Origin of the sequence: Oerskovia sp. NPDC057915 (genome assembly GCF_042887685.1) — a bacterium.
Lineage (GTDB): Bacteria > Actinomycetota > Actinomycetes > Actinomycetales > Cellulomonadaceae > Oerskovia.
Genome location: NZ_JBHVOS010000025.1, coordinates 24,066 through 47,960, shown reverse-complemented (window position 1 = coordinate 47,960; position 23,895 = coordinate 24,066). Strand labels below are relative to the sequence as shown.

Genomic DNA, 23,895 nt, shown 5'->3' with positions numbered 1-23,895 from the left:
CCCGGACCGCGAGCGGTTGCCCGCCGGGACGCGGGGCGGGCGCCCGGGGAGGAGCGCGCAGCCCGCTAGCGGCGCGCGTCGTGCCCGGTGACCAGCGCGCGCAGCAGGGCGACCAGCGCGTCGCGGTCCCTGCTCGGCAGCGGCGAGAGGAGCGCGTCCTGCGCGTTCCCGAGCACGGCGCTGAGCTCCTCGAGCCGTCGCACCCCCCTCGGTGTCAGCGTGACGGTGTTGCGACGCCGGTCGGACGGGTCGGGTCGGCGCTCGACGTCACCGTCGGCTGCCAGCCCGTCGAGCAGCGCGACCATGTCGCTGCGGTCGATCCCGCACCGGCGCCCGAGTGCGGCCTGGCTCGCTGGGCCGAACTCCTCCAGCGCCGCGAGCACGGCGTAGTGGGACCGGTGCGCACCCACGGCGGACAGGTACTCCGAGACGGTCCTGGCTGCCTCGAGCGCCGCCTGGGCGAGCAGCCAGCTGGGCAGTGCCCGGAGGCGTTCGGGGGCGGTCTCGATCTCCATGCCCCGATCCTACGCTTTGTTGGCGCTACCTATTGTGGGTAACACCAACACTAGATATGTTGGGAGCTCCAACGATCTGCGGTGGTACCCGACCCTCGGAGGCTCCCATGCCCGTGCTCGACGACTCCCCCCTTCCCACCACGCACCAGGACGCCCTGCGCGGCCTGCTCGACCGCGAGGACGTCGCACGCCTCGTCTCCCGGCTCACGGCCGCCCTCGACGACGGCGACACCGACCGGCTCCGCGACCTGCTCGTCCCGGACGCGCACGCCAGCACCCCCGGCGGCACCGTGCACGGGATCGACGCCGTCATCGCCCAGGCCGCGCGCAACCATCGGCCGGAGGACGGCGTCCAGCACCTCGTCGGAAACGTCCTGGTCGATCTCGCGCACGATCACGCAGAGGTCCGGGCGAACGTCGTCGCCACGTTCGCACGACGCGAGCCGCGGGCGGACAAGCCCGTCACCCTCGGAGCGGTCTACCGGCTCAGGGCGCGCAGGACCGGTGCCGGCTGGCGGCTGACGCACATCGCGACGGACCCGGTCTGGACGTCGACCACACCCGTCACGCGCGTCGGACCGGCCTAGCGGGACCTCGCGCGGTCGCCCGCCGGGCAGGGGCGGGGCCCGCCTCAGGTCGCGTCGTCGACGCGGGCTTCGTCGAGACGCCCGAGGATCTGCGCGACCGTCTCCTCGACGGTCCACCCGGTCGTGTCGAGGTGCAGCCCGCCCGGGGTCTCGCGAGCGGCCGCGGCGAACTCGTCGGGGGTCCACGCGCCGTAGGCCTGCTTGTGCCGGGCGGCGTCACGCGCCGCGAGGGCCGCCGCATCGGGCACCAGCACGACGGCGTAGCGCGGCCGGGTGGACAGGCTCGCCGTGAACCGGGCCAGGTCGGGCCCCAGCAGGATGTCCTGGACGACGGCCGTGATCCCAGCGGCCGCGTACGTGTCGGCCGCGCGGGCCGCGAGAGCGTGCCGCAGGTCGAGCTGGGCGCGGGCCCGCTCCGAGAGAGGCGGGTCCATCGACGCCTGCCCGCTCACGACGAAGCGGCGGAACATGTCGCCGCGCACGTGAGCCGCGACGGGGAAGGACCGGGCCAGGGCGTCGGCCACGGTCGACTTCCCGGAGGCCATGGCACCGGTGACGACGAGGACGGGAGCGGGCTCACCGACGCGAGCGGCGCCGTCGGGCAGGGAGGTCTCAGGGGGCATGCCCGGGACCCTAGGGCGTGCGGCGGGCTGGACGCGAGCGGATTGCCGTAGCGAGCCGGCGCGGGCGGGCGGCTGGCGCGCGTGCCGAGTGTGCAGTTCGGGCTGTCCGCAGGCGCCAGGGACGACCCGAACTGCAGACTCGGCACGCACGATGGATCCACGACACCGCGAAACGGTGCGCCGGCGCTGCACCTGTGCAGCTCACACCGTTCGCGCTGTGTAGTCTCAGGCCACACGATCACGACGGGGGTGCGTTCATGCGAGGAAGCACGACGGCCGGGGCTTCGGCCCTGGTGCTGGTGGCGCTGATGGCGGCAGGCTGCAGCGGGGAGAGCAGCGCCCCTCCCGGGCCCACGGGCGAGGTGGCGCAGGCCGCGTCCGAGGGTGACACGGCGCAGGATGCCGCCGCGTGCGCGGCAGTCTCCGACGTCCAGTCGATCGTGGAGAACGCGGACATCGCCCTGAGCGAGGGTCGCATGGCCGTCCAGGAGCAGCAGGGCTGGTACGAGGTCGCGACACACGTGCTGCATCGCATCCCCTCGGACGGCGAGAGTGCCGTGAGCCTGGCGGTCGCCGACCTGCAGGACACCGTCCCCGCGGTCGAGACCTGGGCCAGGACCGAACCCACCGTCATCAGGTCGGACGCCTGGCGCGACGCGTTCGACGCCCTCGCCGAGCCGTGCGTCGCGGCGGATGCCGAGCTGTTCACCCTGATGTTCACCGGCGGCTGAGGCATCTCGGGACGAGGTGTGCGCGCCTCGGGGCAGTCACCGAGCACGGCCCGGACACCGAGCGTGCAGCTCAGGCTGCCCCCGTGCGCCGACGACGACCCGAGCTGCACGCTCGACGGCCCACGCGAGGTGAGCGGCGCCGTCGGGGCGCCGTCGGGGCGACGGCGGGGCGACCGCGCGCCGCCCCACGACGCGCCCGCAGCACCAGGCCGACCAGGCCGCGAGGCGACCTGCCCGGGGCGAGTTCCGCCCGGCCTCAGACCCGGCGGAACTCCAGGTCCGTGATGACCCGCCCGGCCGCGTGGCCCTTGTTCTCGAAGCTCGTGAGCACGCGCCCCTCGAAGCGCGGCGCGACCGCGCCCACCCCGTGGACGTTCTCGAACGACGGGTTCGCGCCCACGACCTCGAGCATCTGGTCCGCGTACTCCGCCCAGTCGGTCGCGAGCCGCCACGTCCCTCCCGGACGGATCGCGCGCGCGGCGAGCTCCGCGAGCTCGGGAGTCACGAGACGACGCTTGTGGTGGCGGGCCTTGTGCCACGGGTCGGGGAAGAAGACCCAGAGCTCGTCGACCGAGCCCTCCGGCAGGGTCGTCGTGAGCACCTCGGCCGCGTTCGCCTGCAGCAGGCGCAGGTTCGTCAGCCCCCGCTGCGTCGCCCGCAGCACGGTCTGCGCGAGGCCCGGGGTGTAGACCTCGACGGCCAGGAAGTCGCGTTCCGGGGCGGTCTCGGCAGCGTGGACCACGGCCTCCCCCAGGCCCGACCCGACCTCCACCACGAGCGGAGCGGTCCGCCCGAAGGTCGCGACGACGTCGAGCACGAAGGCCGGGTCCACGGACGTGCGCGCGATCGACCGCGGGACGTCCAGGACGAACTGGTCGGCGTGGTCGTCCCACGCGCGCTGCTGGCGGGTGTTGAGGCGACCGCTGCGGCGGACGAAGGACACGATGTCGGTACGGAAGCCCTGCTCGCGGGCCTCGGAGAGGGTCTCGGGCACCCGCCCAGTCTAGGCGGGTGCCCGAGAGACGCCCTCGCGCCGGGCGTCAGACGTACTGCGAGTACGCCGGCAGGTCGAGCTGGCCGTTGCCCGACAGGCCGATGACCACGACCTCGGGCTCCGTGAGCGTGCGCGCGTACGCGATCGCCGCCGCGACCGCGTGCGTCGACTCGGGCGCCGGGATGATGCCCTCCGAGCGGGCGAACTCGAGCCCCGCCCGGAACGCCTCGTCCTGGTCGATCGCGATCGCGTCCATGAGCCCCAGGTTCACGGCGTGCGACACCATGGGCGACATGCCGTGGTAGCGCAGGCCGCCCGCGTGGATGGCCGGTGGCACGAAGTCCTTGCCCAGCGTGTGCATCTTGAGCAGCGGCGTGAGCCCCGCGACGTCACCGTGGTCGTAGCGGTACTCGCCCCGCGTGAGCGACGGGCAGGCTGCTGGTTCGCACGCGACGAGCCGCGTCGTCGTGCCCTCGCGCAGGTTGCGCCCCAGGAACGGGAACGTGAGACCCGCGAGGTTGGACCCGCCGCCCGCGCACCCGAACACCACGTCGGCGACGGGCTCACCCGCCTCCTCGAGCTGGACCAGGGCCTCCTGACCGATGACCGTCTGGTGCAGCATCACGTGGTTGAGCACGCTGCCCAGCGAGTAGTGCGCCTGCGGGTCCTGCGCCGCGACCTCGACAGCCTCGCTGATCGCCATGCCGAGCGAGCCCGTCGTGTCCGGGTCGCTCGCGAGGATCGCGCGCCCCGACGCCGTCAGCTCCGAGGGCGACGAGTGGCACACGCCCCCGTACGCCTCCATCTGGAAACGGCGGTACGGCTTCGAGTCGTACGACGCCCGCACCTGCCACACCTCGCACGTGAGCCCCAGGAGCGCCGCGGCCATCGAGAGCGAGGCCCCCCACTGCCCCGCGCCCGTCTCGGTCGTGAGCCGTGTCGTGCCCTCCATCGCGTTGTAGTACGCCTGCGCGATCGCCGTGTTCGGCTTGTGCGAGCCGACCGGGCTCACGCCCTCGTACTTGTAGTAGATCCGGGCGGGCGTGCCGAGAGCGCGCTCCAGGCGGTGCGCACGGATGAGCGGCGCCGGCCTCCACATCGCGTAGATCTCGCGGATCGTCTGCGGGATCTCGATGTAGCGCTCGGTGCTGACCTCCTGCTCGATCAGCGCCATGGGGAACAACGGGGCCAGGTCCGCGGGCACGAGCGGCTCGAGCGTGCCCGGGTGCAGGTGCGGCGGGACAGGCTCGGGCAGGTCCGCGTTCAGGTTGTACCAGTGCGTCGGGACGGTGGAGGGGATCTCGACGCCGAGCGGCTCGAGCGAGCGAGCGGTCGGGGTGGCGGGCGCCGGGGGCGCAGGGGTGGGGAGGGGGGACGTCGTCAAGGAACTCTCTCCTTCGTGGATGGGCACGTGCGGGGGCACGTTCCGGGCGATCCACTCCGGGAGACCTGCTGGACCGCCCTTCGTCGGGCTCGGTCAGCACGCCACAGCGTCCGACCGTCAGCGGTCGGGCCACCAGGTGTGTGCGGTGAGCAGGTTCACGGGCAGACCATAGCCCGCGGGGCGGCCGATTGTGAAGCGCGTCTCACGGACGGCCGTGCGCCGGGGACGACGAAGGCCCCTCCCCCGCGTCTCCGCAGGTGAGGGGCCTTCGTGGTGGTGCGCCATCATGGACTCGAACCATGAACCCGCTGATTAAGAGTCAGCTGCTCTGCCAATTGAGCTAATGGCGCGTGGTGCTGGTCGTGCTGTCCTGCCCGTCCGTCGTCGCGGACGTCACGACGGCCCCGTCTCCGGGGCCGTGATCGTGGTGCGCCATCATGGACTCGAACCATGAACCCGCTGATTAAGAGTCAGCTGCTCTGCCAATTGAGCTAATGGCGCGCGAGAAGAAACACTACTGAACCGGCCCCCCGGAGACAAATCAGGGAGCCGGGCGGGGCTGTGACCTGCGCGACAACGGCGTGCGAGGCCCCCTCGTCGGGCCACGTGGGCCGCCGTCGGCGGGCCTCGCGGGCGTCGTGGGCCGCCGTCGGCGGGCCGCGCGGGCGCCTCGACGGGGCCGGCCGCCCGCTACAGGTACAGCCCGGTCTTGCCGCTCGTCTCCTCGGGCTGAGAGACCGCGCTGACGTCCTTCTCGCGCAGCAGCACGAAGCTCTTGCCGTTCAGCTCGACCTCGGCCCGCTCCTCGGGGTCGAACAGCACACGGTCGCCCCGGCCCACGTGCCGCACGTTCTCACCCGTCGCGACGACCTGCGCCCACGCGAGGCGCTTGGGCCCGACGGCCGTCGCGGGGATCACGAGCCCGGCCGACGACTGCCGCTCGGACGAGTCGACCTCGGGCAGGACCAGGAGGCGGTCGTGCAGCATGCGCAGCGGCAGCCGCTCGGGCTCGCCGCCCGACGGCGTCGCGCGCGTCGCGGAGGTCTTCCTCCGGGAGGTCGTGGCCGGGGCGGCAGGCTCGGGGCGTTCGTCCGGCTCGGGCGCGGGGGCGTCGTGCGGGGAGGGGGTCGTCGTGCTCACGGTCCCCACGCTACCGGTGTCCTCTAGGCTCGGTGTGAACCGCGAACGCACCACGAGGAGTTCCATGAGCACGCGCCTTGCCGTCGGAGACGACGCACCCGACTTCACCCTCCCCACCGCCGACGGCGGCTCCGTGACGCTGTCCGACCTGCGTGGCAGCTCGGTCATCGTCTACTTCTACCCCGCAGCCTCGACGCCCGGCTGCACCAAGGAGGCGTGCGACTTCCGCGACTCGCTCGCGTCGCTCCAGGGCGCGGGCTACAAGGTCGTCGGGATCTCGCCCGACGCCCTGCCCAAGCTCGTGAAGTTCGCAGAGGAGGAGTCGCTGACGTTCCCGCTCGCGTCCGACGAGTCCAAGGAGACGCTCGAGGCGTACGGGGCGTGGGGCGAGAAGAAGCTCTACGGCAAGACCGTGACGGGCGTGATCCGCTCGACCGTCGTCGTCGACCCCGACGGCAAGGTGGCCCTCGCGCAGTACAACGTCAAGGCGACCGGCCACGTGGCCAAGCTGCGCCGTGACCTGGGGATCGACCCCAAGAAGTAGGTCGCCCGGCCAGCGAGCCCCCGACCGGCACACCCCTCGCGCGCCCGTAGACTGTGCGGGCGCGCGAGTGGCGTAATTGGCAGCCGCGCCAGGTTTAGGTCCTGGTGTCTTCGGACGTGCGGGTTCGAGTCCCGCCTCGCGCACCCTTCCCGGTCAGCCGACCGGTACCTCGATCGTCCCGGGCACCAGCCCCGGCTTCTGCTCGGTGCAGTCGGTGTCCGCGGCCCGTCCCCACCCCTTGACCTGGACCGCGTCGCCGGCGCACCCGACGAGATCCCGGTCCCCGAGCGGCTCCTCGAGCGCGAGGGTCGTGAGCCGGACCCCGAAGTCCTCGCTGCACGCGCCCGCCGTCCGGCGGACGAAGGCCCGCACCTCGACGGTCTCCGTGCTCTCGTCCACCTCGACCTCGTCGACGTCGATGCACGTGCTGCCCCCGGCGAAGACGGCGACCTCCAGGGCGGTCCCGTCCTGCGCGAGGAGCACCCACTCGACCCGCAGACGTTGCGGCTCCCCCGTCTCGCAGCCCGCGAGGACGGCCACGCCCAGCGCGCCCGCCACGGCCGCGCACGCGACGCCCCGCACGCTGCGGCTCGTCGCCGAGGAGCACCACGTCCCTCTCGTCATGCGCCGGACCCTACCGCCGCGTGCGCCCCCGCGCAGGTGCTCGATCACGCGGCCCGCCCCCGCCCGTCCTACTCTGGGAGGAGGTCCCGAGGAGGCGATCCCCAGTGCCGAACGGTCGGAGAACCCAGGCCATCTACGCGCACGAGGTCTCGGCGGCGATGTCGGCGATCGACCGGCGACGCTTCCTGCCGCGCAACCAGCGCCCGTACGCACGCGACGACCGGCCCCTGCCGATCGGCCACGGCCAGACGAACTCCCAGCCCCGGACGGTCGCCGACACGCTGCGGCTGCTCCAGGTGCCGCGGGGTGCGCGCGTCCTGGACGTGGGGTCGGGCTCGGGGTGGACGACGGCGCTGCTCGCCCACCTGGTCGGGTCGAGCGGGAGCGTCGTGGGGGTCGAGATCGATCCGGACCTCGCGGAGTGGGGGGCGGCGAACCTCGCGACCTACCCCATGTCGTGGGCGCGGATCGAGGTCGCCGAGCCGGGCGTGCTCGGGCGCCCGACCATGGGCGGCTACGACCGCATCCTCGTCTCGGCGGCGGCCCAGGTCCTGCCGCAGGAGCTCGTCGACCAGCTCTCGATCGGCGGGCGCCTCGTGATCCCGGTGCAGCACGTGCTCGTCCTCGTGGAGCAGCACCTGACGGGAACCGTGACGAGCCGGCACGGGAGCTACAGCTTCGTACCGCTCATCGGGTCGTAGTGCCCTGGCCCGTGCGCCAGCGCGCCGCCGAGAAGTGGGCGCGGCACCGCGCCTGGTAGGACTCGACGCCGCCGACGTGCTCGGCCCCCGCGGTGAGGGCGTCACCACGTCCGTCGTCGCCACGGCCGACGACGACCCGCTCGTGGAAGGGTGCGTCCTCGCCGCAGACCGTGCAGACGGCCGTGAGCCGGTCGGCTCGCTCGGCCAGCGCGCCCAGCGCCGGGATCGGCTCGAAGGGGCGCCCGTCGAACGTCACGTCGAGCCCCGCGACGATCATCACGAGGCCCGCGTCGGCCGCGTGCTGCACGACGTCGAGGAGGCCCGGACCGAAGAACTGCGCCTCGTCGACGGCGACGAGCTCGACCGCGGGGTCGATCAGGTCGAGGATCTCCGCGGCGGTCGTCGCGGCGCGCGAGGGGATGTCGAGTCCCGAGTGCGAGCTGACGAGGCCCTCGCCGCGCCGGTCGTCGAGCGCGTGGTGCACGACCTCGACGCGGCGCCCCGCGATCTGCGCCCGGCGCACGCGCCGCAGCAGCTCCTCGGTCTTGCCCGCGAACATGGGCCCGCTGATGACCTCGACCCGTCCCCGCCTCACGTCGTCCACGCAGCCAGTAGACCATGCGGCGGACCGTGCGACGAGGTCGGCGGCGGGTCCGTCCGGAGCGCCCCGGGGATCAGCCTCGCGCGTCCCACTCGGAGCGCAGCACGCCCATGACGACCGCGTCGTACCGCTGCCCACGCACGACCCGCGCGTCGCGGAAGCGGCCCTCCTCGACGAACCCGAGGCGTCGGCCGACGCCCAGCATGGGGCCGTTGCCGGACCACGTCGCGACGTCCAGCCGCGCCCAGTCGGTCACCGAGAACAGGTAGGTGGTCCACAGCGCGAGGGCCTCGCGACCGATCCCACGCCCGCGCACGGCCGGGTCGTACACGCCGATGCCCATGCGGGCCCACGAGGTCTCCTGCGACTCCCAGTACCAGGAGACGGTGCCGACGAGGTGGTCGTCGGTGTCCGCGATCACGGCCGAGCGGGGCGGCAGGCCGTCGACGACGTCGGGCGGCATCTGCGCCAGGGCGGCGACGCGCGCGTCGGCCTGCTCGTCGTCGGGCACGGGGTAGTACGGACCGTCCCACTCGTGCCACTCGTGGTGGGGACGGAGCCACTCACGGAAGACGGCGAGGTCCGTAGGCCGCCAACCCCGGAGCCGGGCAGCATGCCCGACGCCGTAGACCGGCACCTGCGGATCCCTCGCCGTCATCGGTGGTGCAGCGTGCGTCAGTCGACGTCGCCCTGCGACGGGACGCCCACGTCGGACACCTCGTCGGTCAGGTCAGCCGCCGGCGCAGCCTCCCCAGCAGCCGCCTCGTGAGCGGCGGCCTGCTCGACCGGAAACGAGTCCTGGTCGTCGGCGACCTCCGGGGCACCCTCCGTGGACTGGACGTCCGTCAGCGCGGTCTCGATCCCCACCGCTTCGGACTCGGCCGGCTCGACGGCCTCGACCTCGGTGACGGACGCCTCGGCGACCGTGACCTGCTCGACCGGCGCGACGCCGTCGTGCTCGTGGTCGTGCTCGTGCGCGTGGGCCGCCGCGGCCGCGATCGTGGCGAGCGTGGCCTTGACGGCCTCGCGCGCCTCCGACGTGACCTCGGGCAGCACCGGGACCGCGGGGGCCGTGGCCGGCGCCGTCTCCTTGGTCGCGCGCTTGCGGCGCGACCGGGAGCGCGAACCCTCGGACTCGACGGGCTCCTCCTGCGCGGCGGCAGGAGCCGGGGCGTGCTGGTGGCCGCCGCCGTTGTTCGAGCCGCCCGACTTCTCGATCGGGTCGGTGTGCACGATGAAGCCACGACCGTTGCAGTGGTCGCACGTCTCGCTGAACGCCTCGACCAGGCCCTGGCCCACGCGCTTGCGCGTCATCTGGACCAGGCCGAGCGAGGTGACCTCGGCGACCTGGTGCTTGGTGCGGTCTCGGCCCAGGCACTCGACCAGGCGACGCAGCACCAGGTCACGGTTGGACTCGAGCACCATGTCGATGAAGTCGATGACGATGATGCCGCCGATGTCGCGCAGGCGCAGCTGGCGGACGATCTCCTCGGCGGCCTCGAGGTTGTTGCGCGTCACCGTCTCCTCGAGCGTGCCACCCGAGCCGGTGAACTTGCCCGTGTTGACGTCGACGACCGTCATGGCCTCGGTGCGGTCGATCACGAGCGAACCGCCCGAGGGCAGCCAGACCTTGCGGTCCATGCCCTTGGCGAGCTGCTCGTCGACGCGGTGCGCCGAGAAGGCGTCCTTCTCGGACGTCCAGCGCGAGACGCGCTCCTTGAGGTCCGGTGCGAGCTCGGCGACGTAGCTCGAGATCTCGTTCCAGGCGTTGTCGCCAGAGACGACGAGCGAGCTGAAGTCGTCGTTGAAGATGTCGCGGACGACGCGGATCGCGAGGTCCGGCTCACCCTGGAGGAGCGCCGGGGCGGAGACCGACTTCGCCTTCTTCTCGATCGCCTCCCACTGGCTCTGCAGGCGCTCGACGTCGGCGCGCAGCTCGTCCTCGCTCGCGCCCTCGGCGGCCGTGCGCACGATCACGCCCGACCCCTCGGGGACGACCTCGCGCAGGATCTTCTTGAGGCGGGCACGCTCGGTGTCCGGGAGCTTGCGGGAGATGCCGGTCATGCCGCCGCCGGGGACGAACACGAGGTAGCGGCCCGCGAGGGTGATCTGCGACGTGAGGCGAGCGCCCTTGTGGCCGATCGGGTCCTTCGTGACCTGGACCAGCACGGAGTCGCCCGACTTGAGCGCCTGCTCGATGCGGCGCGGCTGCCCGTCGAGGCCCACGGCGTCCCAGTTCACCTCGCCGGCGTACAGGACGGCATTGCGCCCCTTGCCGACGTCGATGAACGCGGCCTCCATGGACGGCAGGACGTTCTGGACACGGCCCAGGTAGACGTTGCCGGCCATCGAGACCTGCGACTGCTGCGAGACGTAGTGCTCGACGAGCACGCCGTCCTCGAGCACGGCGATCTGCGTGCGGCCGTTCTTCTCGCGCACGACCATGGAGCGCTCGACCGACTCGCGGCGTGCGAGGAACTCGGCCTCGGTGATGATCTGGCGGCGACGACCGGCGTCGCGGCCCTCGCGGCGGCGCTGGCGCTTGGCCTCGAGGCGCGTCGAGCCCTTGAGCGCGGTCACCTCGTCGGAGGAGGTGCTCCCGCTGCGCTCCCGCGTGCGGGTGCGGCTGGACGACGTCGAGGTGGTGACACCGGCGCTCTCGCCGCCCTCGGCGCGACCGCCACGACGACGACGGCGACGACGACGGCTCGATCCCGAGCCCTCCTCGCCGTCGTGCTCGTCGACGTGCTCGTCCTGCTGGTCCTGCTCCTCGGCGGTGTCGTCGCCCGGCTCCCCCTCGGACGCGGCGCCCGAGGGCTGCTCCGACCGGTCGTCGGCCTCGTCGTCGCCGTACTCGTCGCCGTCGGCGCGCGAGTCGCCACCGCGCGAGCGGCGGCCGCGGCCACCGCGACGGCGGCGACGGCGCGGTACGCCCTGCTCGTCGTCCTCGGCGGACGCGGGCTGCTCGTCGGTCTCGACCACGATCTCGAGGTCGTCGGCCTCGAACGCGTCGGCCGGGATCTCGACGCCCTCGGCGACGAGCTCGGCCTCGATGAGCTCGATCTCCTCGACCGCGGCCAGGTCCGCTCCGGCGAGCTCGGCCTCGACGACGGGGGTCCGCTCGGGAGCGGGCTCGGCGGCGGGGGCCGGTGCCTGGGCGGGGGCCGTCGGCGCGGAGGTCGACGGCGCGCCTGCCCCGCGGCGCGCGGACCGGCCGCGGCCGCCGCGCGTGCGGGCGGGCGCCTCGCGCTGCTCCACCGAGGGCTGCTCGGTGGCTGCCTGCGTGGCCTGCGCGACGGGCACCTCGGGGGACGGGGTCTCGACCGGCGCTTCCTCGACGACGCGGGTGCCCGGCGTGGCGAAGCTCGGCAGGGCGTCCGCGGGGGAGGTGGTGGGGCGCACGACACGGCGCGACCGGCGCGGTGCGGCAGCCGGGTCCGGCGCCTGGAACAGCAGTGCGGTGGTCGCCAGACGCGGGGTGGCGGAGCCGCCACCGGTCGACGCGGGCGACGCGGGCGCCTCCTCGGCGACCGGGGCGGTCGCCTCGGCCTCGGCCGCTGCCGGGACCTTGTTGACGCGGCGCGAGCGGACCTTGGGCGCGGCGGGCTCCACGGGAGCCTCGACGACGGGAGCGGTCTCCTCGACCGGCGCCTTCGAGGTCGCGCGGCGACGCTTGGCGGCGGGGGCCTTCTCGGCGGGCGCCTCGGCGGTCTCGACGGTCGGCGCGGCGGTCTGCGCAGCGGAGGACCGGGTCGCCCGACGGCGCGTGGTCGCCGGGGCGGCAGGCTCGTCCGTCGCGGGGGTCGCCTCGGGAGCCGGGGCGGCCGGCGCCTCGACGACCGGCGCCTCGACGACGGGTGCCGCGGCGGGCTCGGCCGCCGACTCGGCCGCAGGCTTGCGGGTGCGACGGGCGCGGGCGGGCTTCTCGGCCGGTGCGTCCTGCTCGGCGGCGGGCTTGAGGCCGAGCTCGGAGAGCACGTCGAGGACCGGCGCGTCGGCAGCGGCGCGGGCCGCAGCGCCTCGCTTGCCGCCCCGACGAGGGGCGTCGGCCGGAACGTCCTCGGCGGGCGCCTGGGCCGGTGCGGAGGTCTTCTCGACGGGCGACGGCGCGCTCGCGGGGGTCGAGGAGGCGGGCTTCTCGGCGGATGCGCCAGCGGCCGGCGAGGCCGCGGGGGTCGTCGTCGGGCGGACGACGCGGCGTGAGCGGCGCGGGGCGGTCTCTGCGGTCGGGAGGTCGATCCCGAGCGAGCCCGTGGGGGCGTCGGGGTTGACGGCCGCGGGCTGCGCGGTGGCCTTCGCGGCGGGGAGGGAGATCTGGACCGCTGCCGCCTGGGCGGCGGCCTCGGCGGAACCGGGTGCCGCGGCGGTCCGGGTGACGCGTCGTCGGGCCGGCTTCTTGGCGGGTGCTGCGTCCTGAGCGTTCGACGAGCTCGTCGTGTCAGGGGTGTTGTCGAGGGTCACGCGATGCGCTCCTGGTACCCCGAAGGTCCGTCCCACATCGTGCGGCCCGTTCGGGCGGTTGTCGTCGCTCGGGACGTGCGCATCGCAGCGCTGTCGTCCCCGCGACGGAAGTCGGCGGTGGCGGCTCGGGCAAGGGCGGGCGGCGGGGGGCGCTTCGCCGTCCGGGCCATTCATCCCGTTCGGCGGCGCTCCGCGAGCCGCGGACTGCGGTTGCGTCGAGCACGTACTGGGCGCGGAGGAGATGTGGTCCCCCTTGCTGGGTCAAGTATCGCACAGCCGACGTCGATCAGATGGGCATCTACAGGTCCGTCGTCCGTGTCGTCCAGAGGACCAAGGTCCCGACCCGGACCTTGTGAAGGTTCTCACAAACTGTCGTTTCCCGAGAGTTTTGGCGCTTCCCCCTCTCGCCGATGGTGCAGATTGGTCATAGCGTCGGCAGTAGGAACGCTGACCCTGCCCTGAGACACCCCTCAGGATCCCCCGGTAGCCCCCAGGAACCCCCCAGGAGCGTTTGTGGACGTCCTCGAACTCGCAAGGTGGCAGTTCGCCATCACGACCGTCTACCACTTCATCTTCGTGCCGTTGACGATCGGGCTCGCTCCCCTCGTCGCCATCATGCAGACCGCATGGGTGCGCACGGGGAACGAGCGGTGGCTCAAGCTCACCAAGTTCTTCGGCAAGCTGCTCCTGATCAACTTCGCGATCGGCGTCGTGACCGGGATCGTGCAGGAGTTCCAGTTCGGCATGAACTGGAGCGAGTACTCGCGCTTCGTCGGGGACGTCTTCGGCGCCCCGCTCGCCATGGAGGCGCTCGCCGCGTTCTTCATCGAGTCGACGTTCCTGGGCCTGTGGATCTTCGGCTGGGACCGCCTGTCCAAGAAGGTGCACCTCGCGTGCATCTGGGCCGTCGCGATCGCCGTCAACATCTCCGCGTTCTTCATCCTGGCGGCCAACTCCTGGATGCAGCACCCGGTCGGGACCATCTACAACCCCGAGACCGGCCGCGCCGAGATGAACGACGTCTGGGCCGTGCTCGGCAACAACACGCTCTGGGCAGCGTTCCCCCACACCATCACGGCCGCGTTCCTCACCGCGGGCACCTTCGTCGCGGGCATCGCCGCCTGGTGGATGGTGCGCCTCGTGCGGACCAAGAAGGCCGAGAACATCGACCTCGCACGCAACGTCTACCGCCCGGCCATCACGCTCGGCGTCATCGCGATGATCGTCGGCGGGCTCGGGGTCGCGGTGAGCGGCGACTTCCAGGCCAAGCTCATGTTCCAGCAGCAGCCCATGAAGATGGCCGCCGCCGAGGCCCTGTGCGAGAGCTCGCCGGACGGCGCTCCCTTCTCGATCCTCGCGATCGGCGACCTGTCCGACTCGTGCGAGGGCGTCAACCACATCCTCGAGATCCCGGGCCTGACCTCCTACCTCGCCGAGGGCAGCTTCAGCGCGCCCCTCCCGGGCGTCGACGAGGTCCAGCAGTCCATGACCGAGCGGTACGGGGACGTCACCGCGGCCGGCGAGCCCGTCAACTACTCCCCCAACCTGGCGCTGACCTACTGGAGCTTCCGCCTCATGATCGGCTTCGCGGTCGGGTCGATCGCCCTGTCCGTCATGGCGCTGTGGCTCACCCGCAAGGGCCGGGTCACGGACAACAAGTGGTTCGCCCGCGTCGGCATCTGGGCCATCCCCATGCCGTTCATCGCGTCGTCCTTCGGCTGGATCTTCACCGAGACCGGGCGCCAGCCGTGGGTCGTCGCACCCAACCCGTCGGGCATCGACTCGATCCGTCTGCTGACCGAGCGCGGCGTGTCCACGGTCGTCAGCCCCGGCATGGTCCTGACCTCGATGATCGTCTTCACGCTCGTCTACGGGATCCTCGCGGCCGTCTGGTTCAAGCTCATCCACCGCTACGCGGTCGAGGGCGTGCCCGAGATCGTGCACGACGACTCTCCCGAGGCGCGCGCCAAGGGCGACCCCGACGACCCGGACTCGAGCGACGAGTCCGAACGCCCCCTGTCCTTCGCGTACTGACGCGCTCTGACGGCTCAAGGAGACCCAGTACTCATGGAACTCACCATTCTCTGGTTCGTGCTCATCGCGATCCTGTGGATCGGCTACCTGGTCCTCGAAGGATTCGACTTCGGCGTCGGCATGCTCATGCCGATCCTGTCGCGCAACAAGGACAAGGCGAAGCGGGACACCGAGCGGCGCCTCGTCATCAACACGATCGGCCCGGTCTGGGACGGCAACGAGGTCTGGCTCATCACCGCGGGCGGCGCGACCTTCGCGGCCTTCCCCGAGTGGTACGCCACGCTCTTCTCGGGCTTCTACATCCCGCTCTTCCTGATCCTGCTGGCGCTCATCGTGCGCGGGGTCGCGTTCGAGTACCGCGGCAAGATCAACGACGACCGCTGGCGCGCCCGGTGCGACCAGGCGATCGTCTTCGGCTCGTGGATCCCCGCGATCCTGTGGGGCGTCGCGTTCGCCAACCTCGTGCGTGGCGTCGAGCTCGACGCGGCCCACCAGTACGTCGGCGGCTTCTGGGCGCTGCTCAACCCGTTCGCGCTGCTCGGCGGCCTGACCACGACGCTCCTGTTCCTCATGCACGGTGCCGTGTTCATCGCCCTCAAGACCGACGGTGAGATCCGCGTCAAGGCCCGCCGCCTGGCCGGGTGGTTCTCGCTCGCCTCGGTCGTCGTGGCCGGCGGCTGGGCCGTGTGGGCGCAGGTCGCCTACTCGGTGCCGTGGACCTGGGCGGCGGTCGTCGTCGCGGCGCTCTCGCTGATCGGCGTGGTGCTCGCCAACGCGAAGGCTCGCGAGGGCTGGGCGTTCCTGTTCTCCGCGCTCGCGATCCTCTCGGCGACCGTCCTGATCTTCGGGTCGATGTACCCCGACGTGATGCCCGCGCTCGACCCCGCGAACTCGCTGAACATCGACAACGCGTCCTCGACGCAGTACACGCTGACCGTCATGACGTGGGTCGCGGCCCTCATGGTCCCGCTCGTGCTGCTCTACCAGTCGTGGACGTACTGGGTGTTCCGCCGTCGCCTGTCGACCAAGGACATCCCGCCGCCCATCGGGCTCTCGCTCAAGAAGCTCAAGGACTCGGCGTTCGGCGGTCCGTCCTCGGGCAGCGCCAAGAACCTGGACCTGACCCCCGCCACGGGTGAGAAGGTCTCGGGGGCGGACGCGACGGCGTCGGGCCGGACGAACGACGACCCCGGCAGCACCTCCGCGTGAAGCCCCTCGATCCACGGCTCCTGCGTCAGGCGCGGGCGGCCCGCGGGTACGTCGTGCTCACGGCGGTGCTCGGCCTCGTCACGGCCGGGCTCGTCGTGGCCCAGGCGCTGCTCATCGCGAGCGTCCTCGCCCCCGCGATCCAGGGCAGCCTCTCGCTGCCCGACGTCGCCACCCCCCTCTCGTGGCTCGCCGCCGTCGTGGTGGTGCGCGCCGGGGTCGCGTGGGCGCAGGAGAGGTTCGCGCTCAAGGCCGCGATCACGACCGTCGCGGAGCTCCGCGAGCAGGTCGTCAGCCATGCGGTGGCCCTCGGGCCCCGCTGGCTGGCGACCGGCCGCGGGCCGGCCGTCGCGACGCTCGCGACACGCGGGCTCGACGACCTCGAGCCCTACATGGTCCGGTACCTGCCCCAGCTCCTGCTCGCGGCGACCGTCACCCCGGCGACGCTCGCCGTGGTGCTGGGCCTCGACTGGATCTCCGCGATCATCATCGCGGTCACGATCCCCCTCGTGCCGCTCTTCATGATCCTCGTCGGGCAGCTCACGGCAGGGACGTCCGAGCGCCGCCTCAAGGTCATGCAGCGGCTCGGCTCCCAGGTCCTGGACCTGCTGGCCGGGCTCCCGACCCTGCGCGCGTTCGGTCGCGAGCACGGGCCGGAGAAGCGCGTCAAGGCCCTCGGCGACGCGAACCGCCGCGCCACCATGGGCACGCTGCGCGTCGCGTTCCTGTCGGGCATGGTCCTCGAGCTGCTCACGACGCTGTCGGTCGCGCTCGTCGCGGTCGGCATCGGGCTGCGCCTCGTGTACGGCGAGGTCGGTCTCGAGCCCGCGCTCGCCGTCCTGGTCCTGGCGCCCGAGGTCTACCTGCCGCTGCGCCAGGTCGGCATGCACTTCCACGCGTCGACCGACGGGATCGCCGCGGCGAACCAGGTCTTCGAGGTGCTCGACGAGCCGCTGCGGCCCGTCGGGACCGCCCCCGCCCCGGCCCTCGCCGGGGCGCGCATCACGTTCGACGGCGTGAGCGTGCGCGCGGGAGACCGCGACGTGCTGGCCCCCGCCTCGCTGACGGCGACGTTCGGCGCCGGGCCCGCGGCGACCGACGACCCGGGCGACCACACCCCCGGGACCGGTGCGGCGCCGTCGGGCACCGTGGTCGCCCTGACCGGGCCCAGCGGTTCCGGCAAGACGACCACGGCCCTGGTGCTCCTGGGCCTCCTGGCCCCCGACTCCGGGCGCGTCCTCGTGACCCCTCGCGACGGCGAGCCCGTCGACCTCGCGGACGTCGACCCGACCACCTGGTGGCCGCAGGTCGCCTGGGTGCCGCAGCGCCCCACGCTCACCCCGGGGACCGTGCGCGACGTCGTGCTCGACGGCCGTGAGGTCTCCGACGCCGATCTCGCCGACGCCGCGCGCCTGTCCGGGCTCGACGCTGTGCTCGACACGCTGCCCGACGGCTGGTCGACCCCGATCGGCCAGGGCGGCGTGGGCCTCAGCGTGGGTCAGCGCCAGCGTGTGGCCCTCACGGCCGCGCTGCTCGGCGACCCGGCCCGCGTGCCGCTCGTCGTGCTCGACGAGCCCACGGCCCACCTCGACGCGCGCGGCGAGCAGGCCGTGCTGGACGCCGTCCGCACGTGGCGCGACCAGGGACGCACGGTCGTCGTGGTCGCGCACCGTACGAGCCTCGTCGAGCTCGCCGACCAGGTCGTGACGGTGTCCTCGGCCGCGCTCCCGCCCTCCTCCCCGGACGGGGCACCCGACGGCGGTCCCGTCGCGCCCGCAGCGTCCGCCACCTCGTCAGGAGCCGTCGCATGAGCGACCTCGACCAGTCCTCCGGCCCGTCCGCCCGCGGGGGCGGGCGCAGGGGCGCCGACCACGACGCGTCGGCCTCGACCGGCGCCGACCCGCTGTGGCGCGCGGTCCGGCTCCTCGACGTGAGCTGGGGCCGGGCCGCCAAGGCCATCGGTCTCGGGTCGTTGGCCCTGGCGAGCTCGGTGGGTCTCGCGGCCGTGGCGGCCTGGCTCATCGCGCGCGCCTCGCAGATGCCGCCCGTGCTGCAGCTGTCCATGGCGACGGTGGCCGTCCGCGCGTTCGGCATCTCGCGCGGCGTGTTCCGCTACCTCGAGCGCCTGGCCTCGCACGACGTCGCCCTGCGCGGCATGGCCTCGCTGCGCGCGAACGTGTACACCTCGTTGGCCTCGGGTCGTACAGCGGCCGTGGCAGGTGTTCGCCGCGGCGACCTGCTCGCTCGCGTGGGGGCCGACGTCGACTCCGTGGGCGACGTCGTCGTCAAGGCCGTGATCCCCGCCGGGGTCGCGCTCGTGGTGTCCGCGGGCTCCGTGATCCTGGTCGGGGCGTTCCTGCCCTCGGCTGGCCTGGCCCTGCTCGCGTGCCTGGTGCTCGCGGGCGTCCTGGGGCCCTGGCTCTCCGCGCTGGCCGCCCGCCGGACCGAGGAGCGCGGCGCCGCGGCGCGCGCCGAGATGACCTCGACCGTGCTCGAGACGCTCGAGGGCGCGGGCCCCCTGGCCGTCTCGGGGCGGCTCGCCCAGCGGATGGACTCGCTGCGGCGCACCGACCGCGAGCTGGCGTCCGTGACGAACTCCGGCGCACGGACCTCGGGCACGGCGGCCGCGATCAACAACGCCGCGATCGGCCTCGCGGTGCTCGCCGCGCTGCTGCTCGGGATCCCCGCCGTCGCCGCGGGCACGCTGACCCCGGTCGAGCTCGCCGTCGTCGTGCTGACGCCCCTCGCGGTGTTCGAGGCCGCGGGGGTGCTGCCCGGTGCCGCGGTGCAGCTGCACCGTTCCCGCCAGGCCGCGCGCCGCATCATGGAGCTGCTCGACGCGGCCGGAGCTCCCGACGCGTCGGAACCGGCACGCGCCGGGGACCACGCTCGCCCCGACGAGCCGACGGTCACCGCGACCGACGTCGCGTGCGGCTGGGACGGTCGCGCCGCCGTCACCGGGGTGGACCTGGTGGTCCGCCCCGGCCGGACGGTCGCGGTCGTCGGCCCCTCGGGGGTCGGCAAGACGACCCTGCTCATGACCACCGCGGGGCTGATCCCCCAGATCGCGGGGAACGTGTCCCTCGGCGACGCACCGATCGGGACCTTCACGCCCGACGACGTCGCGCACCAGGTCGTCTTCGTCGCCGAGGACGGGCACGTCTTCGACACCACGGTGCTCGAGAACCTGCGCGTCGCCCGGGGCGACGTGACCCCGGACGAGGCGTCGGCGGCCATGGTCGACGTGGGCCTCGGCGAGTGGCTCGCCGGGCTTCCCGACGGTGTCGACACGACCCTCGGCCCGGACGCGACGACGATCTCCGGCGGGGAACGCCGTCGGCTGCTCGTGGCGCGCGCCCTGCTGGCCCCCGCTCCCCTGCTGCTCGTCGACGAACCCGCCGAGCACCTCGACCCGGCGACGGCCGACGAGCTGCTCACCCACCTCGTGGAGACCAGCCGCACGGACGGGCGCGGGATCGTGGTCGCGACGCACCGGTTGTCGGCGCTCGCCGCGGTCGACGAGGTGATCCTCCTGGGGCGGCCTGCCGACGCGTCCCCCGACTCGCCCGCGACCGTGCTGGCCCGCGGCACCCACACCGAGCTGCTGGCCCACGACGAGGGCTACCGCTGGGCGCTCGCACAGGAGGCCGCGAGCGTCTGAACCGGCGTCACCGGGCAGCGCGCGCAGGGACGGCTCAGCCCGGCGGCCGCAGGCTCGCCAGGCGGCTCACGACCGGGTCCCGCCACTCCGCGAGGCCCTCGGGCCCGTTCTCGGCCCAGAGCTCGTGGAGCTCGGACGTGTCGCTGCCCTCGACCGCACGCTCCAGGGTCGTGAGGACCCAGGCTCGCTGCTGGTCGGTCAACGACGCGGCGAACGCGACGGCGTCGACCCCCTCGAGGTGCGCGTCCGCGGGCCTGAGCCCGCGCGCCACGGCGATCACCTCAGCGATCGCGATCGCGGCCTGCGCGTCGTCGACCTCGAGGTAGTCCTCGTCGAGGTACCCGCTGAAGTCCTCGATCCCGAAGCTCCCCGCGCGCAGCGCCGACAGCAGGTCGCCCGCCCCGTCGTTCTCGAACGGTCCTGAGCCCCACGTCCCCATGCTCCGCCTCCCTGTCCGCGGGCGGCTTCGCCCGTCGGGACGACCCTACGTCCGCCCGCCGACACGGACCGCGCGGCGCGGCTCAGACCGGGGACGCACCCAGCCTGGACAGGAACAGGGCCTCGCCCACCGCGAGCTGCTCGATCTCGCTGGGCGCGACCGACTCGTTGGGTGCGTGGATGAGGCACGCGGGCTCCTCGACGCCGAGCAGCACGATCTGCGCGTCGGGGTACCCGGACGCGAGCACGTTGCACAGCGGGATCGACCCACCCTGGCCGGCCGTCACGGTCTCCTTGCCGAACGCGTCCGCCAGGGCTCGCGAGAGCGTGTCGAAGACGGGGCCGTCGGTGCGCGCCTGGAACGGCTGCCCGACGGCGTCGCGCACCGTCGTGACCCTGACCCCCCAGGGCGCGTGGTTCTCCAGGTGGGCCACGAGCCTGTCCTGGAGGTCGCGCGCGTCCGCACCGGGCGGGATGCGCAGGTTGAGGCGGGCGGCCGCGCGCGGCTGGATCGCGGCGGCCGAGCCGACGACGTCCGGCGCGTCGATGCCCAGGATCGTCACGGCCGGACGCGCCCAGAGCTGGTCGGAGACCCGTCCCGACCCGAGGAGGCGCGTGCCGTCGAGCATGCCGGCGTCGCTGCGGAACTGGTCGGGGTCGTAGTCGACGCCGGGCCAGGTCGCGTCGGCGATCTCGGGCGGGACGCCGTCGATCGTGGTGTTGCCTTGGTCGTCGCGCAACGACGACAGGATGTGGACGAGGGCCGCGAGCGCGTCGGGCGCCGCTCCCCCGAACATGCCCGAGTGGATCTCCCCCTCGAGCGCCTCGACGGTCACGACCACGTTGGCCGCACCACGCAGCGACACGGTGAGCGTCGGCAGGCCCAGCGTCGCGTTGCCCGTGTCCGCGACGAGGATCGCGTCCGCGGAGAGCTCGCCCGGGTGGGCCTCGACGTACTGGTCGAGGCCCGCGGTGCCCTGCTCCTCGGAGCCCTCGATGACGATGCGGACGCCGACCGGGTAGTCGTCGCCGCCGAGCGCCCGCAGGGCCCGCAGGGCCGTGAGGTGCGTGACGATGTTTCCCTTGCAGTCCGCGGAGCCCCGACCGTAGAGGCGCCCGTCCCGCTCCGTCAGCTCGAACGGGGGCGTGCGCCACGCGGCGTCGTCGAGCGGCGGCTGCACGTCGTAGTGCGAGTAGAGCAGGACCGTCGGTGCCCCGGGAGGGCCGGGGCGGTACCCCAGGACCACGTTCGACCCGTCAGGGGTCTCCTCGAGGTGCGCGTCGTCGATGCCCTCGGCCCGGAACGCGTCGGCGACCCAGCGGGCCGCGCGCTCGCACTCCTCCTTCGGGAACAGCCGCTCGTCGGCGACCGACGGGATCGCGACGAGGGTCCGCAGGTCGTCGAGCGCCCGCGGCAGCAGCGACGCCACCTGAGCCTGGACGGGGGCGAGATCTGCCGGTGTGCTGGTCACGAGTCCTCCTGGGTGGTCGTGTTCTCGTCGAGGTTGAGGGAGTCGACGTAGGCGTCGAAGTCGTCGAGCTGCTCGGGGCAGTAGACCTCGATCACGAAGCGGTCCCCCTGGAGCCGTCGCTCGTCGACGAGCGACGGCCTGCTGCCCGGACCGGTGGCCCCGTTCGTCGACCCGAGGTTCGCGGTCGCCTTGACCAGCGCCGCCGGGTCGGTGCAGAACCCGCCGCCGTCGGCACCCAGCACCGCGACGATCTGGTCCTCGTCGAACGCCGTGATGCCGATCGCCTCGAACTTGGCGTGCAGCTCGGAGGCCCGCTGCTCGGCGAGCTCGCGGTCCTGCGCGGCGTGGTAGTTGTTGTACAGGACCGCCATGAGGACACCCACCGCGACCGCGAGCAGCGCTGCCGCGGTGTAGAGGATCCACCGGCGCGGGTCGCCCGGCTCGTCCTCGTGCTGCGGCAGACCGTCGGGGCCCTCGGCAGTGGACGTCGTGGTCATGTCACGCCTCCTTCGGTCCGTCGGCGGGGGCGTCGACGAGCGGTTCCTCCGGCCCTCCGACGTTGTCCGGGTTCTTCCACCCCGGCTTGCGCAGGAAGTAGAAGAGCGCGGGCACCAGGATCCCGACGACCCCGAGACCGCCGCCCACGATCAGCAGGTAGACCCCGGGGCTGCCGCTCGAGAACTGTGCGGGCGGCACGAAGCCGATGATCATCGCTGCGACCGAGGCCAGGAAGCCGACGGTGCACAGCAGCGTGAGCGCCGGTGCACGGTACCCGCGCGGGTGGTCGGGCTTGTTCCGTCGCAGCCGGACCGCCGCGACGAACAGCAGCAGGTACATGATCAGGTACACCTGCGTCGTGATGACCGACAGGATCCAGTACGAGCTCGACACGTCCGGGATGAACGCGTACAGCAGGGCGATCACGGTGGTCACGAGGCCCTGCGAGACCAGGATGTTCTGCTGGACGCCGTGCTTGTTCAGCTTCTGCAGGAAGGGCGGCAGGTAGCCCTCCTCACGCGCGACCGTCAGCAGACCCTTCGAGGGGCCGGCGAGCCACGTCAGCATGCCGCCGAGCGACGCCGCGATGAGCATGAGACCCAGGATCGGCGTCAACCAGCTCACGCCGAAGTTCGCGAAGAACGCGTCGAAGGCCTGCATGACGCCCGCCGTGAGGCTGAGCTGGTCGGCCGGGATGACCCAGCTGATCGCGAGCGCCGGGAGGATGAAGATCACCAGCACCAGGCCGATCGCGAGGAACATCGAGCGCGGGAACTCCTTCGCCGGCTTGCGCAGGCTCGTCACGTGCACCGCGTTCATCTCCATGCCCGCGTACGACAGGAAGTTGTTGACGATGAGCACGAGGGACGCGATGCCCGTCCACTGCGGCAGCAGGTGCGAGGCGTCCATGGGGGCGGCCGAGGTGTTGCCCTGCCCGAGGAACACGAGCCCGAGGACGACGAGCAGCGCACCCGGCACGAGCGTCCCGATGATGAGCCCGAAGCTCGACAGTCCCGCCACGGCCTTGGTGCCCTGCGACGACACCCAGACCCCGGTCCAGAACAGCACCACGATGACGATCGCGACGTAGACCCCGTTGCTCGCGAGCGACGGGTTGATGACGTACGCGAAGGTGCTCGCCACGTACCCGAGCAGGCTCGGGTAGTAGAAGATCGTCATCGCGAACTGGCACCAGATCGCGAGGAAGCCCGCGGGCTTCGAGATGCCGTCCGCGACCCAGCGGTACACGCCGCCGGACCAGCCGGACGCGAGCTCGGCCGAGACGAGCGACGTCGGCAGCAGGAACACGAGCGCGGGGACGATGTACAGGAACACCGCCGCCAGCCCGTAGACCGCCATGGTCGGCGCGGCACGCAGGCTCGCGACCGACGACGTGATCATGAACGCGAGCATGAGCCAGGTGATGTAGTTCTTGGGAGTCCTGGCCGTGATCGCCGCGCGCATCTCCTCACGCGTCGGCGGTGCCCCGCGGGTTCCCGTCGCTGCCGCCGAGGTCGCCCCCGCCTCGCCCGACTCCGCTGTGGATGAGGTCATCGTTCCTCCGTGCCGCCAAGACCCCCTGGACGGGCGGGTCGCCGTGAGCTTCTGGGACGTGCCAGACGTTGCGAACATATCGCCAGGCGCCGGTTTGCGCTCCCGGAACGTGAGAAGCCCCGTTGGC

21 protein-coding genes and 3 tRNA genes are annotated in these 23,895 nt (G+C 72.9%); 9 read left to right on the top strand and 15 right to left on the bottom strand.

Features of this window, described 5'->3' with window-relative positions:
* Window positions 1-65: 65 nt before the first annotated feature.
* Entirely contained in the window at window positions 66-515 is a 450-nt protein-coding gene (locus ACFVQ3_RS15980; RefSeq protein ID WP_387641008.1) for a MarR family winged helix-turn-helix transcriptional regulator, read from the bottom strand.
* A 107-nt stretch (window positions 516-622) separates the two neighbouring features.
* Between ACFVQ3_RS15980 and ACFVQ3_RS15975 the strand changes: the two genes are divergently transcribed.
* A complete protein-coding gene (locus ACFVQ3_RS15975) occupies window positions 623-1,102 on the top strand; it encodes a nuclear transport factor 2 family protein (RefSeq protein ID WP_387641006.1) in 480 nt (159 codons plus the stop codon).
* Between the two features lie 44 nt (window positions 1,103-1,146).
* On the opposite strand, the gene ACFVQ3_RS15970 is transcribed toward ACFVQ3_RS15975, so the two are convergent.
* Window positions 1,147-1,725, bottom strand: coding sequence for an AAA family ATPase (locus ACFVQ3_RS15970; RefSeq protein ID WP_387641004.1), 579 nt, complete (start codon window positions 1,723-1,725; stop codon window positions 1,147-1,149).
* Window positions 1,726-1,982: 257 nt separating this feature from the next.
* Between ACFVQ3_RS15970 and ACFVQ3_RS15965 the strand changes: the two genes are divergently transcribed.
* On the top strand, window positions 1,983-2,456 hold the full coding sequence (locus tag ACFVQ3_RS15965) for a hypothetical protein (protein ID WP_387641002.1): 474 nt from the start codon (window positions 1,983-1,985) through the stop codon (window positions 2,454-2,456).
* Window positions 2,457-2,712: 256 nt separating this feature from the next.
* On the opposite strand, the gene trmB is transcribed toward ACFVQ3_RS15965, so the two are convergent.
* From trmB to ACFVQ3_RS15940, 5 genes are all read right to left on the bottom strand, one after another.
* Window positions 2,713-3,450, bottom strand: a complete 738-nt coding sequence (trmB, locus tag ACFVQ3_RS15960; protein WP_387640998.1) for a tRNA (guanosine(46)-N7)-methyltransferase TrmB — start codon at window positions 3,448-3,450, stop codon at window positions 2,713-2,715.
* Window positions 3,451-3,496: 46 nt separating this feature from the next.
* Window positions 3,497-4,834: a TrpB-like pyridoxal phosphate-dependent enzyme gene (locus ACFVQ3_RS15955; protein WP_387640995.1), complete on the bottom strand. Its 1,338-nt coding sequence runs from the start codon at window positions 4,832-4,834 to the stop codon at window positions 3,497-3,499.
* Window positions 4,835-5,108: 274 nt separating this feature from the next.
* Window positions 5,109-5,184, bottom strand: a tRNA-Lys gene (locus tag ACFVQ3_RS15950).
* Between the two features lie 75 nt (window positions 5,185-5,259).
* Window positions 5,260-5,335: transfer RNA gene (locus tag ACFVQ3_RS15945), tRNA-Lys, on the bottom strand.
* 189 nt (window positions 5,336-5,524) lie between these two features.
* Complete coding sequence (locus ACFVQ3_RS15940; protein ID WP_387641067.1) at window positions 5,525-5,833, bottom strand: GroES family chaperonin; 309 nt, start codon at window positions 5,831-5,833, stop codon at window positions 5,525-5,527.
* 205 nt (window positions 5,834-6,038) lie between these two features.
* Here ACFVQ3_RS15940 and bcp point away from each other — a divergent pair, with 205 nt between their 5' ends.
* Both bcp and ACFVQ3_RS15930 read left to right on the top strand, forming a co-directional pair.
* Window positions 6,039-6,518 carry a thioredoxin-dependent thiol peroxidase gene (gene bcp, locus ACFVQ3_RS15935; protein ID WP_336705971.1) on the top strand — a complete coding sequence of 160 codons (480 nt, stop codon included), beginning with the start codon at window positions 6,039-6,041 and terminating at the stop codon, window positions 6,516-6,518.
* Window positions 6,519-6,579: 61 nt separating this feature from the next.
* Window positions 6,580-6,661, top strand: a tRNA-Leu gene (locus ACFVQ3_RS15930).
* A 10-nt stretch (window positions 6,662-6,671) separates the two neighbouring features.
* On the opposite strand, the gene ACFVQ3_RS15925 is transcribed toward ACFVQ3_RS15930, so the two are convergent.
* Window positions 6,672-7,142: a hypothetical protein gene (locus ACFVQ3_RS15925; RefSeq protein ID WP_387640991.1), complete on the bottom strand. Its 471-nt coding sequence runs from the start codon at window positions 7,140-7,142 to the stop codon at window positions 6,672-6,674.
* A gap of 104 nt (window positions 7,143-7,246) precedes the next feature.
* Here ACFVQ3_RS15925 and ACFVQ3_RS15920 point away from each other — a divergent pair, with 104 nt between their 5' ends.
* Entirely contained in the window at window positions 7,247-7,843 is a 597-nt protein-coding gene (locus tag ACFVQ3_RS15920) for a protein-L-isoaspartate O-methyltransferase (protein ID WP_318244100.1), read from the top strand.
* On the opposite strand, the gene ACFVQ3_RS15915 is transcribed toward ACFVQ3_RS15920, so the two are convergent.
* The 3 genes from ACFVQ3_RS15915 to ACFVQ3_RS15905 form a co-directional block, all read right to left on the bottom strand.
* Window positions 7,830-8,447, bottom strand: coding sequence for a thymidine kinase (locus ACFVQ3_RS15915; RefSeq protein WP_387640987.1), 618 nt, complete (start codon window positions 8,445-8,447; stop codon window positions 7,830-7,832). The two genes, ACFVQ3_RS15920 and ACFVQ3_RS15915, sit on opposite strands and share 14 nt — an antisense overlap.
* A 70-nt stretch (window positions 8,448-8,517) precedes the next feature.
* Window positions 8,518-9,081 (bottom strand): GNAT family N-acetyltransferase, encoded by a 564-nt coding sequence (locus ACFVQ3_RS15910; protein ID WP_387640985.1) that lies wholly within the window; start codon window positions 9,079-9,081, stop codon window positions 8,518-8,520.
* Between the two features lie 38 nt (window positions 9,082-9,119).
* Entirely contained in the window at window positions 9,120-12,905 is a 3,786-nt protein-coding gene (locus ACFVQ3_RS15905; RefSeq protein ID WP_387640982.1) for an Rne/Rng family ribonuclease, read from the bottom strand.
* A 513-nt stretch (window positions 12,906-13,418) separates the two neighbouring features.
* Here ACFVQ3_RS15905 and ACFVQ3_RS15900 point away from each other — a divergent pair.
* From ACFVQ3_RS15900 to cydC, 4 genes are read left to right on the top strand one after another with little or no spacing between them, the layout of a single operon-like run.
* On the top strand, window positions 13,419-14,939 hold the full coding sequence (locus tag ACFVQ3_RS15900) for a cytochrome ubiquinol oxidase subunit I (protein WP_387640979.1): 1,521 nt from the start codon (window positions 13,419-13,421) through the stop codon (window positions 14,937-14,939).
* A gap of 33 nt (window positions 14,940-14,972) precedes the next feature.
* Complete coding sequence (gene cydB / locus ACFVQ3_RS15895; RefSeq protein WP_387640976.1) at window positions 14,973-16,148, top strand: cytochrome d ubiquinol oxidase subunit II; 1,176 nt, start codon at window positions 14,973-14,975, stop codon at window positions 16,146-16,148.
* Entirely contained in the window at window positions 16,145-17,956 is a 1,812-nt protein-coding gene (locus tag ACFVQ3_RS15890; RefSeq protein ID WP_387640973.1) for an ABC transporter ATP-binding protein/permease, read from the top strand. The genes cydB and ACFVQ3_RS15890 overlap by 4 nt, the downstream gene beginning before the upstream one ends.
* Complete coding sequence (gene cydC / locus ACFVQ3_RS15885; RefSeq protein WP_387640971.1) at window positions 17,953-19,806, top strand: thiol reductant ABC exporter subunit CydC; 1,854 nt, start codon at window positions 17,953-17,955, stop codon at window positions 19,804-19,806. The genes ACFVQ3_RS15890 and cydC overlap by 4 nt, the downstream gene beginning before the upstream one ends.
* A 34-nt stretch (window positions 19,807-19,840) precedes the next feature.
* Here cydC and ACFVQ3_RS15880 read toward each other — a convergent pair whose 3' ends face one another.
* The 4 genes from ACFVQ3_RS15880 to ACFVQ3_RS15865 all read right to left on the bottom strand — a co-directional run bounded on the left by ACFVQ3_RS15880 (window position 19,841) and on the right by ACFVQ3_RS15865 (window position 23,768).
* Window positions 19,841-20,245, bottom strand: a complete 405-nt coding sequence (locus ACFVQ3_RS15880; protein ID WP_387640968.1) for a DUF4259 domain-containing protein — start codon at window positions 20,243-20,245, stop codon at window positions 19,841-19,843.
* 82 nt (window positions 20,246-20,327) lie between these two features.
* Window positions 20,328-21,716 carry a dipeptidase gene (locus tag ACFVQ3_RS15875; protein ID WP_387640966.1) on the bottom strand — a complete coding sequence of 463 codons (1,389 nt, stop codon included), beginning with the start codon at window positions 21,714-21,716 and terminating at the stop codon, window positions 20,328-20,330.
* Window positions 21,713-22,213, bottom strand: coding sequence for a hypothetical protein (locus tag ACFVQ3_RS15870; protein WP_387640963.1), 501 nt, complete (start codon window positions 22,211-22,213; stop codon window positions 21,713-21,715). The genes ACFVQ3_RS15875 and ACFVQ3_RS15870 overlap by 4 nt, the downstream gene beginning before the upstream one ends.
* A 1-nt stretch (window position 22,214) precedes the next feature.
* Window positions 22,215-23,768 (bottom strand): APC family permease, encoded by a 1,554-nt coding sequence (locus tag ACFVQ3_RS15865; protein WP_387640960.1) that lies wholly within the window; start codon window positions 23,766-23,768, stop codon window positions 22,215-22,217.
* Between the last annotated feature and the right edge of the window lie 127 nt (window positions 23,769-23,895).

Bases quoted from the DNA above. Each gene is read 5' to 3' on its own strand.
- cydB (WP_387640976.1), top strand. From the start codon at position 14,973: ATGGAACTCACCATTCTCTGGTTCGTGCTCATCGCGATCCTGTGGATC.
- ACFVQ3_RS15925 (WP_387640991.1), bottom strand. From the start codon at position 7,142: ATGACGAGAGGGACGTGGTGCTCCTCGGCGACGAGCCGCAGCGTGCGG.
- ACFVQ3_RS15965 (WP_387641002.1), top strand. From the start codon at position 1,983: ATGCGAGGAAGCACGACGGCCGGGGCTTCGGCCCTGGTGCTGGTGGCG.
- ACFVQ3_RS15865 (WP_387640960.1), bottom strand. From the start codon at position 23,768: ATGACCTCATCCACAGCGGAGTCGGGCGAGGCGGGGGCGACCTCGGCG.
- ACFVQ3_RS15880 (WP_387640968.1), bottom strand. From the start codon at position 20,245: ATGGGGACGTGGGGCTCAGGACCGTTCGAGAACGACGGGGCGGGCGAC.
- bcp (WP_336705971.1), top strand. From the start codon at position 6,039: ATGAGCACGCGCCTTGCCGTCGGAGACGACGCACCCGACTTCACCCTC.
- ACFVQ3_RS15870 (WP_387640963.1), bottom strand. From the start codon at position 22,213: ATGACCACGACGTCCACTGCCGAGGGCCCCGACGGTCTGCCGCAGCAC.
- cydC (WP_387640971.1), top strand. From the start codon at position 17,953: ATGAGCGACCTCGACCAGTCCTCCGGCCCGTCCGCCCGCGGGGGCGGG.
- ACFVQ3_RS15980 (WP_387641008.1), bottom strand. From the start codon at position 515: ATGGAGATCGAGACCGCCCCCGAACGCCTCCGGGCACTGCCCAGCTGG.
- ACFVQ3_RS15970 (WP_387641004.1), bottom strand. From the start codon at position 1,725: ATGCCCCCTGAGACCTCCCTGCCCGACGGCGCCGCTCGCGTCGGTGAG.
- ACFVQ3_RS15975 (WP_387641006.1), top strand. From the start codon at position 623: ATGCCCGTGCTCGACGACTCCCCCCTTCCCACCACGCACCAGGACGCC.